The organism is Ruegeria sp. S263, from assembly GCF_056780525.1.
Map to the genome: position 1 here is coordinate 2,408,003 of NZ_CM165558.1, position 14,584 is coordinate 2,422,586.

Sequence of the window (14,584 nt, forward strand, 5' to 3'; positions counted from 1 at the left end):
TCTGCCTAAGATACGGAGACCAAGGCCATGACTGAAAGCTGTGACATCCTGATTTCTGGTGGCGGGATTGCCGGTTTGACTGCTGCGGCAGCCTTTGGGACAGCCGGGTTTGACGTCGTGTGCGTCGACCCTGCCCCACCAGTTACCGAACGCGATGTCGACGGCTCAGACATGCGGACCACGGCGTTTTTGCAACCTGCGCGCGGCTTGCTAGAACAATGTGGGCTGTGGGAAAAGCTGGCCCCGCATGCCGCCCCTCTTCAGATCATGCGTATCGTGGATGCAGGCGGTGATGTGCCTGAACCACGTGTGGTGCGGGACTTTGACGCCTCCGACATTTCGGATCAGCCCTTTGGCTGGAACCTGCCGAACTGGTTGCTTCGGCGCGAAATGGTGAACCGTCTGGCTGAACTTCCGAATGTCGATTTCCGCCCGGGGACCGGAACCGCCAGCCTGTTCACCCGCACCGCCCACGCCCGCGTCGGACTGAGTGATGGCAGCCGTGTTTCTTGCAAACTTGTTGTGGCTGCCGATGGGCGCGATTCCCCGATGCGCGAAGCTGCTGGAATTTCTGTGCAAACAACGCGCTACGGGCAAAAGGCGCTGGCCTTTGCAGTAACGCACCCAATCCCTCACGACAATGTCTCGACCGAGATTCACCGATCCGGTGGCCCATTCACTCTGGTCCCTCTACCGGACTGGCAGGGTCAGCCTTCTTCCGCGGTTGTGTGGATGGAACGTGGACCGCGCGCGGTCGAGTTGCTGAACACCGAGCCGCAAGCGTTTGAGGCCGCCATGACCGAACGCTCTTGCGGGTTGTTCGGCCCGCTGAAACTTGCCTCGCAGCGAACCATCTGGCCGATCGTCAGCCAGTCGGCTGAACGTCTGTCCGGGGAACGGATCGCATTGATGGCCGAGGCTGCGCATGTCGTTCCGCCCATTGGCGCGCAGGGTCTGAATATGTCACTGGGTGATCTTCGCAACCTGCTGGACCTTGCCGCTGAACGGCCCGAGGGCCTTGGTGACGTGCAAATGCTGGATGCCTATCACAAAGCCCGACACACCGAGATCGCGATGAGGGTCAAAGGCATCGACCTTCTTAACCGCGCCTCGATGATCGAAACGCGGGCGTTGCGTGATGCTCGGGCGATGGGGCTGAACGCCCTCTATTCGCTGCCGACGGTGCGAAAGACACTGATGCAGATGGGCCTTGGCGTTCGGTGAATGCCGACGCTCAAAGAACCTGATCCAAGACGCGTTTCAACCGTGCGATGGTCCTGTCTACGTCATACAACTTATCCAGTCCGAACAGACCCAGCCGGAATGTGCTGAACCCTTCCGGTTCATCGCATTGAAGGGGCACACCAGCCGCGATCTGCATGCCCAGAGCGGCGAATTTCTTGCCGTTTTGCACGTCCGGGTCTGACGTATAGCTTACCACCACCCCGGGTGCGCCAAAGCCATCGGCCGCGACAGAGATCACGCCCTTTTCCTTCAACATCGCGCGGACACCGTCACCCAGCGCCCATTGCGCGCGGCGTAGCTTGTCAAATCCATAGTCGCGGGTTTCAACCATCGTGTCACGAAAGGCGCGTAAAGCATCCGTCGGCATCGTCGCGTGATACGCGTGGCCACCGTTTTCGTATGCCGCCATGATCTGACGCCATTTTTTCAAGTCTATCGCAAAGCTGTCTGAGGTGGTTTCTTCCAACCGCGCCTCTGCGCGCTCGGACAACATAACCAAACCGGCGCAGGGCGACGCGCTCCACCCTTTCTGAGGGGCAGAGATCAGAACATCGACACCTGTAGCCTTCATGTCGACCCACGCGCATCCCGACGCGATGCAATCCAGCACCATCAGCGCACCAACCTCATGAGCGGCTCTAGCCATTTTTGTCACGTAGTCGTCGGGCAGAATGACACCCGCCGACGTTTCCACGTGCGGGGCGAACACCACATCCGGGCGCTGATCTTGTATGGTCGCAACGACATCTTCGATTGGAGCTGGTTCGAAAGGCGAAGGGCTGGAGTTCCCGACCTGCCGCGCCTTGAGCACCGTTGTCGAGGCCGTCAGACCGCCGGTTTCTATGATCTGGCTCCAACGATAAGAGAACCATCCGTTGCGAACGACCAGAACATTTCGATTCCGGGCAAACTGACGCGCGACGGCTTCCATGCCATAGGTGCCGCCTCCGGGGATAACCGCGACGCCGTCCGCGTTGTAGACGTCTTTTAGCATCGCCGAAATGTCCCGCATGACCTGCTGAAACTGTACCGACATGTGATTCAGAGAACGGTCCGTAAAGACGACCGAAAATTCTTCAAGCCCATTTGGGTCAACGGTATCAAATAGTGCTGGCATGACACGTCCTTTCACTTTGCATTGCCGGCCCCAAATACGGGCACTTGGTGGCAAGTGATACCTGCCGAACGCAATTGACGTCAGGGAAGCCCATAAGTTCAATAGAAAACTTGATTTTTTTGGCGAAAAACACCCCAAAATGTGACGCCAAACAGTGTCAACGCCCCTTTACACCGATGCGTGTTTCTGACCAGATACACTCACTTTATGGAAGAAAGGTAATTCGGGTCGTGACGGCGCCAAAACGGATCAGTTTTCAGGTTGTTCGGGACGAGGTTAAAAGGCGAATCGAAACTCGTATTTGGCCACAGGGATCCTTGCTGCCGACGGAAACGCAACTCGCTGAAGAGTTCAATTGCGCGCGCGCAACCGTGAACCGGGCCTTGCGAGAATTGGCCGAACAAGGCTTTGTCGAGCGAAAGCGTAAAAGTGGTACGCGCGTCAAAAAAGAGCCCAGCAAACATGCAAAGTTGGAATTTTCGCTGGCACGTCAGTCGGTTGAAAACCAAAACTCTACCTACCGGTATTCCCTGGTCGAACGGAACGTGGTTGCAAGTCCGGGTTGGCTTGCATCACAGCTTAGCGTTTCGCCGGACGTGCGGGTGCTGCACGTGATTTGCATGCATTACGCCGACAATCGCCCCTTCCAACTGGAAGAACGCTGGATCAACATAGATGCCGTCCCAGAAGTTGAGCACGCCGATCTGAACGCACATGGCCCGCACGAGTGGTTGTTGAATGCAGCTCCTTTCACCGAAGCCGAGGTCGCATTCTGCGCGGTGTCTGCGGATGGTCGCCTGGCTGAATTCATGGGGACCACAGCAGGGGCATCCATGATTCAACTTGAACGCACCACATGGAAGAACGGTCAGCCCATGACCTTTGCGCGGATGACCCATCATCCGGAGTACCGCATCCGCACAAAATACTGATTTAGCCGATTGGTCCGGGCAATCGCTCTTCGCTGAGAAGAACATTGGCCTCGACATCTCCGGCTCCGGGCAAGGTCATGATTCGCCGTCGCAGGACACGCTCAAAGTCAGCAAGGTCGCGTGCAACGACCCGCAACCGATAGTCATACAGCCCTAGTACGTGCTCGACGGTTTGCACTTCGGGGATTGCGCTGACGGCGCGTTCAAAGTCCTCAAGGCTCACCTGCCCTTTGCGGGCCAGTTTGACGCCAAGAAAGACCGTCACGCCAAAACCCAAAGCTTCGGCGTTCAAACGCAAGCGGCGACCCTTTATCACCCCTGCATCTTCCAGTCGCCGAATACGGCGCCAGGTAGCGGGTTGCGACAGTCCCAACTTGCGCCCCAATGCCCCTGCGCTTTGCGATGCCTCCTGCACCAAAGCGCGCAGGATATTGCGGTCGATCTCATCCAACTCGATCATACTGGAAGAGCCACTTCGCTTTTGACGCGCGCGATGTGCATCAGGGCCTCGATATCCGCGATATGCGGCAGAGTAAGAATCTGATCCCGATAGAGTTTCTGATAGTGGGGCATATCCCGCGCCAATATCGACAACCGAACATCCACACGGCCCAGAAAGGTTTGAATCTCTATCACCTCGGGCACCTGACGGGCGGCCGCTGTAAACTCGTCAAACGCGCGGGGTTGCGTTTTATCCAGCGTGACCCGAAGCGATACTTCTACGGCATACCCCAGCGCGGCCCAGTCGATGATGGCCTCCTGCCCTTCGACCACGCCGGCTTCCTGCATCTTTTCAATGCGACGCCAACACAGGCTTGCGCTGATACGACTGCGCTCGGCCAGTTCCGCAGTCGACAATGTGGGATCAGATTGAAAATGGCGCAGGATTCGCCGATCGACGTCATCGAGCATGATTTTTTCCAATTGTGGCAATTGAGAGAATAATTTCTCACAATCCACACTCAATAACAAGGAAAACGCTATCGCCATCCCAAAAGATCGCAAGTAGAACCGTCGCCAAGTTAAACAGAAAGGACCAGCGACATGCGCGTCTATTACGATCGCGATTGCGACATCAACCTGATCAAAGACAAGAAAGTGGCCATCCTGGGCTATGGTAGCCAAGGCCATGCCCACGCACTGAACCTGCGTGACTCGGGCGCTAAGAACCTTGTCGTTGCGCTGCGCGAAGGCTCGGCCTCGGCCAAGAAAGCCGAAGCCGAAGGTCTGACCGTGATGGGCATCGCCGAAGCAGCCGCATGGTGTGACCTGATCATGTTCACCATGCCCGATGAACTGCAGGCCGAAACCTACAAGAAATATGTGCATGACAACATCAAGCCCGGCTCGGCCATTGCCTTTGCCCACGGCCTGAACGTCCACTTCGGCCTGATTGAGCCGAAAGAAGGCGTCGACGTCATCATGATGGCCCCCAAAGGTCCCGGCCACACCGTTCGTGGCGAATATGTCAAAGGCGGCGGCGTACCCTGTCTAGTTGCCGTCGATAAGGACGAAACCGGCAAGGCGCTGGAAATTGGCCTGTCGTATTGCTCGGCCATCGGTGGCGGCCGCTCGGGCATCATCGAAACCAACTTCCGTGAAGAATGCGAAACCGACCTGTTCGGTGAGCAGGCCGTTCTGTGCGGCGGTCTGGTCGAACTGATCCGCTGCGGCTTTGAAACGCTGGTCGAGGCAGGTTACGCGCCTGAAATGGCCTATTTCGAGTGTCTGCACGAAGTGAAGCTGATCGTGGACCTGATCTATGAAGGCGGCATCGCCAACATGGACTACTCGATCTCGAACACGGCTGAGTACGGCCAGTACGTCACCGGCCCGCGTATCCTGAAATACGACGAGACCAAAGCGCGCATGAAAGAGGTTCTGAACGACATTCAGCAGGGTAAATTCGTTCGTGACTTCATGCTGGAAAACGCCGTTGGCCAGCCGACCATCAAAGCGTCGCGCCGTGCCAATGACGAGCACATGATCGAGGAAACCGGTGCCAAGCTGCGCGCCATGATGCCCTGGATCTCGGCTGGTAAAATGGTCGACAAAGAAAAGAACTGATCCTTTTGGGATAGTGCGAAAGGGCGGCCCACGGGTCGCCCTTTTTGTCCGGGCCGGAGGGCGTTAATGGTCAATCAACCCACATCCCGCGACTGGAGCGGTGTATTCTCTCTGGGCCTGATCTGGGGCGGCACATTCATGGTCGTCGCCATGGCGCTTGAAGGGTACGGACCGATCACAGTCGCGACCGCGCGCACCACTTTGGGTGCGGTGACGTTGCTGGGGCTTGTGGCCGTCACAAAACGTCGGATGCCGGGATTTTCTGCGGCACTGTGGTGGTCGATTGTGATCATCGGCATCCTGTCCTCGGCCCTACCCTTCCTGTTGTTGAGCTGGGGGCAGCAATTTGTACCATCGGCTTTTGCAGGTCTGTCGATGGCCGCAATTCCACTGATGGTTCTGCCGCTGGCGCATTTCTTCTCGGATGAGCCTCTGAATGCGCGCCGCCTTGTGGGTGTATGTCTTGGATTTTCCGGCGCGCTGGTGCTGATCGGACCGGGATTGGCGCAGATCGGGCAAGGCACGGAACCTCTGGCCCAACTGGCCTGCGTCAGCGCCGCTCTGTGCTACGCCTGCGCATCCATCTTCACACGACGGTGCCCACCGATTGACCCCGTGGTTCTGGCCGCCCTGACCCTGTTGGTTGGCGCGATCATCTTGCTTCCCATCATGTTGATGACCGAAGGGTTGCCGGCATGGGAAGGTACTCGACCAAGCCTAGCCATCATTGCACTTGGCCTCGTGCCAACGGCGCTTGCCACATTGCTGCGCGTTTCGATCATCCGCAGCGCAGGATCGGTTTTTCTGACGCTGGTGAATTACCAGGTCCCAATCTGGTCAATGGTTTTTGGCGCATGGATTTTGTCCGAAGCGTTGCCACTTCGGTTCTTCGTCGCCCTAGCCATGATCCTGACCGGCTTGGCGATCAGCCAATGGTTCAGCCTGCGCAAGATGCTGTTTGGTTACTAACCGGTAACAGCCTCGACTTCGGCCACGATACCTTCGACGACCTGACCCAACAAGGCATCGTCCTCGCATTCTGCCATGACACGGATCAGCGGCTCGGTCCCAGACTTGCGAATAAGAAGACGCCCCTGCCCGTTCAAACGCGCCTCGGCATCCGCGATTGCGGCCTGAACGCTTGCGGATTCCAACGGCGTCTGCCCGTCTGCATAACGCACGTTCTTCAACAACTGAGGCACGGTTTCGAACTGCGCCGAAAGCTCGGATGCCTTGCGGCCAGAATGGACCATCTCGGCCAGGAAATGCAGCCCCGCCATAAGACCATCGCCGGTCGTCGCAAAATCGCTCATGACGATATGGCCGGATTGCTCGCCACCCAGATTGAACCCGCCTTCACGCATCCGCTCAACCACATAACGGTCGCCGACCGCCGTTCGCTCCAGCCGCAGCCCCTGAGCGATGAGATACCGCTCCAACCCAAGGTTTGACATGACCGTGGCAACCAAAGCGCCGCCATTAAGCCTGTCGGCCTTGGCCCACGAGGTTGCCAGCAATGCCATCAACTGATCACCGTCGGCCACTTGTCCGTGTTCGTCGATCATGACGACGCGATCCGCATCACCGTCAAGGCAAATCCCAACGTCTGCACCATGCGCCACAACCGTTTCTGCGGCCAGTTGCGGCTTGGTTGAACCACAGTTCAAATTGATGTTCTTGCCGTTGGGCGCAACGCCAACGGGAACAACCTCGGCCCCCAGTTCCCAAAGAACCTCGGGCGCGGTCCGGTGCGCGGCACCGTTTGCACAGTCCACCACGACCTTCAACCCGTCCAGTCGTAAATCGCGGGACAATGACGACTTGATACGCTCACCATAGCGGAAACGCGCATCGTCAACCCTCCGCGCACGCCCGATATTCTGCGCTTGGGCTGGGCGCACACCTTCTTCGATTAGTTTCTCAATCTCGATCTCGGCCTGATCGGACAGCTTGTACCCGTCAGGACCAAAGAACTTAATTCCGTTATCTTCCGCCGGATTGTGACTGGCTGAGATCATGACCCCCAAATCAGCACGCATTGACCGGGTCATCAGACCCACCGCCGGAGTCGGCACCGGCCCAAGCAAAAGCACGTTCATACCTGTCGACGTCAAACCGGCCGTCAAAGCACTTTCCAGCATATAGCCTGACAGACGCGTATCCTTACCGATTACCACCCGGTGTGCTCCGGATTGACTACGGCGGAAATACCGCCCAACCGCCGCACCGATGCGAAGGGCCATCTCAGCCGTTATCGGATGCGTGTTCGCGGTGCCCCGCACCCCGTCGGTTCCGAACAGCTTGCGCATAGATGTCACTCCGTAAATTCTTGCCTGTAGATGGCTTACCGGACGGCAGCCCAAAGACGCAAGGCTTGAGCCGTCTCAGCTACGTCATGTACCCGCAGGATCTGCACCCCTTGTGCCAGACCTGCCAACCCGACTGCAATCGACCCCGGCGCACGGGCATCCTTGCGCGTCTCTTTGCCGATCTGGCCGATAAAGCCCTTGCGCGATACACCCAATAGAATCGGACAGCCCAACCCGTGAAACAGGCTGAGGTTCTGGAGCAGAGTCAGGTTATGGGCCTCGGATTTGCCAAAGCCAATCCCCGGATCGACCAGGACCTTGCTGCGGTCCAGCCCCAGCCGCTCCAGATAATTCACTTGGCCGTCTAGAAAATCATACACATCCAGCAGAACGTCATCATAAGTGGGATTATCCTGCATCGTGGCCGGATCACCCTGCATATGCATAATGCAGACCGGCGCACCAACCTCGGCACAAAACGGCGCCAGTTGCGGATCAAAAGTGAAGCCCGAGACATCATTGATCAGCCCTGCGCCCGCCTTCCACGCGGCCTTTGCAACCGAAGATTTGCGCGTATCTATGGAAATGAGCGCATTCGTTTCAGCCCGAATTGCCCTGATCAGCGGTTCGGTCCGCGCGATTTCTTCGGCTTCAGGCACAAAAGAGGCACCGGGCCGTGTGGATTCACCGCCGATGTCCAGAATGCTTGCATCATGGTCAACCATAGCCCGCGCAGCCGCCTGTGCCGCATGGACCGAGTTGTGAAGCCCACCGTCCGAAAAACTGTCGGGCGTGGCGTTCAAGATACCCATGATCTGAGGGCGGTCCATCGCCAGACCAGCAACCGGCTGGCGTGGTCTCGTCAAGCGATCCAAGTCCTGATCCGGTACTTCGCCTACCGGAAGAACCACAGGGGCATCCACGCGGCTAAGCCGCTCTACGTGAGAAAACCAAAGCTGCTGCCCAGCCAAGGCTACTGCCCCATCGGGACGAGCCGGGCCATGCTGAACCAAAGGGCGGTAGTATTCTGTCACAGTCGCGCCTGATCCACGGGTACTGCATGCAACGGGGTTTTCGGCGCTTCGGGCAAGCCCCCACCGATCACCATCATCTCGCTGGCCTCAAAAGTCGCGGCGAACCATGCGGCCAATGCAACTGCATCAGAAGGAGCGGCAGACGGTCCATCCACCGCGTCTAGAACAATCTTGGACGGTGCCCATACGCAAATCTGGCCGTTCTTCATCGCCCAATCCAGTTCCGTTCGGGTCGACACAACGACGCAGCGATGATCCCGCGCGGCCAGCACCCAAGCATTTTGTTCGATGGCCAGCAGGTCAATCCGACGCTGTGTCATCGCGTGCCCTGTTTGCGGAACCGCCATATCTGCGGCCCCGACACAAAGGATCAGCGGGCGTTTACGGTTCTCCAACTGATCAATCCAACCGGTCAGATTGTCGGACGCAATGGCCTCGTTCGACAAGAATACCAGTCGCGGGTGCGGGCGCTCTTCCTCGACCAGATCATGATGGGCCATATCCCGGCCACGCACGATCTCAACGCCCAAGGCACCTGGGCCGCGATCCAATTTTTCTATTCTTACAAAAGCCCTTACAGCCTGAGGCTCAAGCAAAATCCGTTCCGCAATCCGGTCGGCCAGTGTTTCCAGCAGGTTTAGACGCTCGGCGGCCAGTTCATATGCGATTGCTTCTGTCACCCGGTCATAGGACAAAATCCGGTCAACATCATCGTCGATAGGATCGGTCAGCGGGCGCACTTCAACAACTATGTTAAAGCAGATGCGCTGCGTCGTACCGCGCTCCGCCTGAAATGCGCCGATCTCAACTTCGACAATATGGTCGCGCAGAGAAATGCGATCCAACGGCCCCAGAGTGGCAGTTGCCTCGGAGCGCTCAGAGGGGTGCGCAAAGGCAAGACGGATTTCGGAACTCATGCAGCGAACCTTTTCGGGCTTTTGGGACGGGCTTACCCAAATTAAACGATGCGGGCGCGTGTAACACCGCAACAAACGCCTTTCTAGTCGTCGAATGCGGCGTCAGGTGACGCGGAACCAGCTCATCATACCCGAAGCAGCATGTCCCAGCATATGACAATGCAACAGCCAGTCGCCCGGATTATCCGCCACAAGTGCGATTTGACGGGTTTGCCCACGCTCAACCAAAACAGTATCACGCCACGGGCCCAAGGTCCCGTCCTGAAGGATCAGGCGAAAATGGTGACCGTGTAAGTGCATCGCGTGTGGAAACGCAGTCTCGTTGACGAACTCGATCCTATGGGTCGTCCCCTTTTGGACATCCAAAAACGGCTCTGCCGGTCGCTCGGCATTGCCGTTCAATGCCCAAAACCGCCCGAGCTGAGCCAGTTCCTGCCCCGAAAGCTCTGTCTCTCCGATCCTTGCCGTGTCCAGCCAACGCATCGCGCCTCCCTGCATCTCCATTCGATGCAAAGGAGTATCCTCAACCAAGACCTCAGGCATTTGGTTCGGGACCAATGGCGTAATTCCGGCTCGAGCAGGTTTCGACGGGCCGGAAACGCCGAACCGAACCAGCCCATAGCTACCGTCCCTTTCAAAACTCACGAGGTTCGCAGTACCAAAAGGTTCTGCCCGGACATCCACGATCAGGTCTACCCTTTGCGCCGGTGCCAGGGAAAATCTGTCGCTGACCTCTAGCGGACCCTCTAAGGGCATACCGTCAAGTGCAACGATCCAACCGGTCAGGCCATCCAGCCCAAGATCAAATATCCTGGCATTGGACGCGTTAATCAGTCGTAAACGCAACCTCTCGCCGCCGCCCACCGAATAGGCAGGATCAAACCGCCCATTGACGGAAACAAGGTTTCCCAGCCGTCCCGCATGGCTCAGGTCATGACCATTCCCAAAATCGTCCATGATTTGCGCGGTTTCAGGGTCCAGTCGCCAATCATCCAACATCAATGTCAGATCGCGATCGACATCCGGCGCGACCGCCTCTTCAACGATCAGCGGCCCGTAAAGCCCCCGCGCAACCTGCTCCATCGAGCGATTATGCGCGTGATACCAATATGTTCCGGCATCTGGGACCTTGAAATCATAGTCAAAGGAAGATCCCGGTTGAACGACATCCTGAGTCAGCCCCGGTACACCGTCCATTGCGTTGTCGATGCGAATCCCGTGCCAATGCACGGTTGTCGGCTGCGGCAGAGTGTTCGACAATCTTCGTTGGACGCGCGCACCCTGAGATACCCGGATTTCCGAACCGGGCACCCGACCGCCATAGGTCCAGACGCGCGTCTTAGAAAACCCTTCCGGGGCAATCTGTTGCACAGCTTCCTGAGCCACAAGCGCAGGGTATGAAGCCCACCCAAAGCTGGGCAAAACGACCGCCGCAGCAGTCGTTTGCATGAATTGTCTGCGGTTCAATGTCATTACGGGCCTCCCGGCCCGCAACATAAGTCAAAAAACATCCCGCGCCAGCAAGCTTCCAGCGCGGGTGCGTCAGTTAGTTGCTCGCCGTCCGATAGTTGTGACGGTAGAAAATGTGCACGCCAATGCGCGCCGTTTCCTTGTACACACGCGACCAGGACGGGCGAACCGCAGTGGTGTGGTAATGCGTGGCACCTTCGGTCATTTCACCGACTACACCATCAATGGCCGCCCGCGCGACTTTCGACACACGCTCGTAGGCCTTCTTCTCGTGGATCACTTCCTTGCGTCCATCACAGGTATAAGTGAACTGGCATTGGTACTTTTTGCCTGTCCCCTGCTTGATCACACCGCACAGCGAATCTGGAAACCGGCTGCTTTTGACACGGTTCAGAATAACTTCGGCCACGGCAAACTGGCCGCGAACGCTTTCGCCACGGGCCTCAAAGTACAGCGCCTCGGCCAAACACTTGAAGTGTTCATCCCCCGCAGCCGCAGGCTGTTCGTCCAGCCATGACTTCGAGTAAGACATTTTTTGTGGTTCAACCGTTTTTCGCGGTTTGAACAAACTCAGATATTCACGGAAATTCTGACCGGGCAATTCGCTCCGCGTCACAAGTTCACGCTTGGCAGTATCCGTGGTTTCCCTCTCAGCGACGGAAACACTCGGCAGCACGGTTGCTGCCAATGTGGCAACAGCCAGTATGTATCGTAGCATCAGATAACCTCGCACAGGCACATTCCGCGCCAAACCCTCCCCCGGCGGGCGCGACGAGGCTCATACCGAATTGAAACGGAAACGTCCAGTTTTCGTGGAAAAGCAAGTGGAAAATCGCCGTAACGTCAAAAATGATCGACGACGGCGTGTTTTGTTTCCTACTAATCCTAGCGGAAAGGGTAAGTGTCAACCCCCAAGTCTGGACGAAATCGCTAATTGCGCGGCAGCCAGCCGAGCGACCGGCACACGGAACGGTGAACAGGACACATAATCGAATCCGAGCTCTCGGCAGATGGCAATTGATTCGGGATTGCCCCCGTGCTCGCCGCAGACGGACAAAGTCACGTCCGGCTGGGCCTGTCTGCCGCGCTCGGCCCCCAATCTTAGCAACTCGCCCACACCGTCCGGATCAAGCACGTGGAACGGGTCTTCGGCGAAAACACCCTGCCGAACGTAAGCCGACATAAAGCGCCCCGCGTCATCTCGGGAAAGCCCATAGGTCATCTGGGTCAGGTCGTTCGTCCCAAAGCTGAGAAACGAAGTCTGTGGCGCGATCTCATCCGCTCGCAGACATGCACGCGGTGTTTCGACCATGACCCCTAGACGGTACTCGAACTCCTGCCCCTGTTCGGATGCAACCGAGGCTGCGACGGAATCGATACGGGATTTCACAAGCTCGACCTCACGCTTGGCCGAAACCAGCGGGATCATCACCTCGGGCACAACGGGTGCACCGTTCTTGCTGGCCTCAAGCGTTGCCTCGAAAATCGCTCGCGCCTGCATGTCATAGATTTCGGGAACAGTGACACCCAGCCGAACCCCGCGCAGCCCCAGCATCGGGTTATACTCGGTCATGGCGGCGACGCGGCGCTCGACATCCGACACCGGAAGGTCCAGCGCCTCGGCCAGCTCGCGTTGACCGCTGCGCGTGGTGGGCAGAAACTCGTGCAGAGGCGGATCGAACAGTCGGATACAAACGGGCTGACCTTCCATGATCCGGAAAAGCTGCACGAAATCGTCGCGCTGCATCGGCAATAGCCGTTCCAGCACCGCCTCTCGTCCCGACGAGGTTTGCGCAAAGATCATCTCGCGCATCACGATCAGGCGGCCGGGATCAAAGAACATATGCTCGGTCCGGCACAGGCCGATCCCCTGCGCCAGAAAGTTTCGCGCAGTTTGCGCGTCGGCGGGTGTATCGGCGTTGGCACGGATGGCGATGTCGCGTTCGGCATCGGCCCAGCCCATTAGCGTTTGGAAACAGTCATCCAGCGCGGCTTCCAGCATCGCGGGCTGCCCGGCAAGAACCTGACCGGAGGTCCCATCAATGGTCAGCGTATCGCCAGTCTGGAACACACGCCCGTCAGATGCCGTCAGCAGTTTCTTTTTCGTCTGAAACCGCATCTCGGAAGCGCCGACGATACAGGGCAGGCCCAGACCGCGCCCGATAACGGCTGCGTGGCTGGTCATCCCGCCCTTCTCGGTCAAGACCGCGACGGCCGCATGCATCCCGCGTACGTCTTCAGGCGCGGTTTCGCGGCGGACCAGAATACACGGCTCGCCCCGGGCTGCGCTGGCCTGCGCTTCGGCGGCGGTGAATACTATTTTTCCTGTGGCTGCGCCGGGGCTGGCTGCGATGCCAGTGGCCAGCACATCCCGGCGCGCTTCGGGATGAACCTGACGGTGCAACAGTTCGTTCAAAGAATGCGGATCAACCCGCATGACAGCCTCTTGCGGTGGGATGATACCATCCTCGGCCAGCCGCACGGCAATCCGCATAGAAGCCCTTGCGCTGCGCTGAACGCGAACGCCATCCAGAATATGGACGTGGCCGTTTTCAATGACAAACTCGACCTGCATCTCTTCGCGCAATTTAATGCGCATCAGGGCAGCGTGCGCCTTAAGTTCGGCAAAAGCCTCGGGCGCGACGTCTTCCAAAGACGTCCCGCGCGGGTCCTTTTCCAAATACAGTGCGGAAACGCCTTCGCCCAATGCATCGCGGCCCTGGCTCTGACTAAGGTAACGGCCAGTCAATTGCGGCATTCCGGTCGTGGGATCAACCAGTTGCAGCACACCCGACCCACACTCGCCTTGCCCGACACCGGGGATCATTTCCTGAATGACCAGACCCAGCCCGGCATCCGCAGGGGCTCCCTTGGCCTGCCGCAACAGGCGCGCGGACGTCCCGTCCCAAGCCCGCGCCATCGAGCGGAGAACGGCAACCAGTTGCTCTCCTCTATCCTGGGGAAAGGCTTCGTCCGTTTCATCTTCGTAGGCGCGAAGCGATAGCTTCAGACCTTCGCGGCCGTCAGAGTCGATATCGTCAAATACGTCGGCATCCAAACGTGCGACATGGACGGCAAAGCTTTGGACAAAACGCAGGTAAAGCGCCGCCGCAGCTTCGACACCCATTGAATCGGACAGGTCCACATAGCGCGCGTCATTCATCCCGATATTCAGGATAGCGCCAGGCCCGCCCCAGTCAGGATCCTCAGAGCTTGGGCGGACACATAGCAACGCAGCCTGATCAAACTGTTCAAGAATTGCGTCAATGTCAGGAACCTGACCACTTGCGATCTTTTGCACGGCATCAAAGGACAAAGCCACCGTGCGTGGCACAGGCAAGTCCAAACGAACAAGGCGTTGCAGACATTTCGCCCGGCCACCATGAGATGTGGTCGCAACGGGCGCTGTCGGAGTAATAAGCGTGGTATGCGGGTTATTCTGCACTGCGGCACCTTTTGGTTTCACCGCAGCATAAGCCCCTGCACCAGTGGC

General features: G+C 58.0%; 13 protein-coding genes. 4 read left to right on the plus strand and 9 right to left on the minus strand.

Annotated features, from left to right (window positions below):
- Positions 1–27 precede the first annotated feature (27 nt).
- Positions 28–1,224: a UbiH/UbiF family hydroxylase gene (locus ACT2B1_RS12015; protein WP_481667820.1), complete on the plus strand. Its 1,197-nt coding sequence runs from the start codon at positions 28–30 to the stop codon at positions 1,222–1,224.
- A gap of 10 nt (positions 1,225–1,234) precedes the next feature.
- Here ACT2B1_RS12015 and ACT2B1_RS12020 read toward each other — a convergent pair whose 3' ends face one another.
- Positions 1,235–2,362 carry an aminotransferase class V-fold PLP-dependent enzyme gene (locus ACT2B1_RS12020; protein WP_481667821.1) on the minus strand — a complete coding sequence of 376 codons (1,128 nt, stop codon included), beginning with the start codon at positions 2,360–2,362 and terminating at the stop codon, positions 1,235–1,237.
- Between the two features lie 230 nt (positions 2,363–2,592).
- On the opposite strand from ACT2B1_RS12020, the gene ACT2B1_RS12025 reads away from it, so the two are divergent.
- Positions 2,593–3,294, plus strand: coding sequence for a GntR family transcriptional regulator (locus ACT2B1_RS12025; RefSeq protein ID WP_481667822.1), 702 nt, complete (start codon positions 2,593–2,595; stop codon positions 3,292–3,294).
- Between the two features lies 1 nt (position 3,295).
- Here the strand turns inward: ACT2B1_RS12025 and ACT2B1_RS12030 are convergent, their stop codons facing one another.
- Together ACT2B1_RS12030 and ACT2B1_RS12035 are read right to left on the minus strand one after the other, a co-directional pair.
- A complete protein-coding gene (locus ACT2B1_RS12030) occupies positions 3,296–3,754 on the minus strand; it encodes an Lrp/AsnC family transcriptional regulator (protein WP_171122861.1) in 459 nt (152 codons plus the stop codon).
- Positions 3,751–4,206 (minus strand): Lrp/AsnC family transcriptional regulator, encoded by a 456-nt coding sequence (locus ACT2B1_RS12035; protein ID WP_481667823.1) that lies wholly within the window; start codon positions 4,204–4,206, stop codon positions 3,751–3,753. Before ACT2B1_RS12035 ends, ACT2B1_RS12030 begins: the two co-directional genes overlap by 4 nt.
- A 132-nt stretch (positions 4,207–4,338) precedes the next feature.
- On the opposite strand from ACT2B1_RS12035, the gene ilvC reads away from it, so the two are divergent.
- The gene (gene ilvC / locus ACT2B1_RS12040; RefSeq protein ID WP_171121092.1) at positions 4,339–5,361 is read left to right on the plus strand and encodes a ketol-acid reductoisomerase; all 1,023 of its coding nucleotides are present in this window, start codon (positions 4,339–4,341) and stop codon (positions 5,359–5,361) included.
- A gap of 66 nt (positions 5,362–5,427) precedes the next feature.
- Positions 5,428–6,330, plus strand: coding sequence for a DMT family transporter (locus tag ACT2B1_RS12045; protein ID WP_481667824.1), 903 nt, complete (start codon positions 5,428–5,430; stop codon positions 6,328–6,330).
- Here the strand turns inward: ACT2B1_RS12045 and glmM are convergent.
- From glmM to ACT2B1_RS12075, 6 genes are all read right to left on the minus strand, one after another.
- On the minus strand, positions 6,327–7,670 hold the full coding sequence (gene glmM / locus ACT2B1_RS12050) for a phosphoglucosamine mutase (protein ID WP_481667825.1): 1,344 nt from the start codon (positions 7,668–7,670) through the stop codon (positions 6,327–6,329). The two genes, ACT2B1_RS12045 and glmM, sit on opposite strands and share 4 nt — an antisense overlap.
- A 35-nt stretch (positions 7,671–7,705) precedes the next feature.
- Positions 7,706–8,704, minus strand: a complete 999-nt coding sequence (folP, locus tag ACT2B1_RS12055; protein ID WP_171210584.1) for a dihydropteroate synthase — start codon at positions 8,702–8,704, stop codon at positions 7,706–7,708.
- Positions 8,701–9,621, minus strand: a complete 921-nt coding sequence (locus tag ACT2B1_RS12060) for a dihydroneopterin aldolase (protein ID WP_481667826.1) — start codon at positions 9,619–9,621, stop codon at positions 8,701–8,703. Before ACT2B1_RS12060 ends, folP begins: the two co-directional genes overlap by 4 nt.
- Positions 9,622–9,723: 102 nt before the next feature.
- Complete coding sequence (locus tag ACT2B1_RS12065; protein ID WP_481667827.1) at positions 9,724–11,094, minus strand: multicopper oxidase family protein; 1,371 nt, start codon at positions 11,092–11,094, stop codon at positions 9,724–9,726.
- A 73-nt stretch (positions 11,095–11,167) separates the two neighbouring features.
- Positions 11,168–11,809: a cell wall hydrolase gene (locus tag ACT2B1_RS12070; protein ID WP_171210581.1), complete on the minus strand. Its 642-nt coding sequence runs from the start codon at positions 11,807–11,809 to the stop codon at positions 11,168–11,170.
- 186 nt (positions 11,810–11,995) lie between these two features.
- Positions 11,996–14,557, minus strand: coding sequence for a putative PEP-binding protein (locus ACT2B1_RS12075; protein WP_171122849.1), 2,562 nt, complete (start codon positions 14,555–14,557; stop codon positions 11,996–11,998).
- Positions 14,558–14,584: the final 27 nt, after the last annotated feature.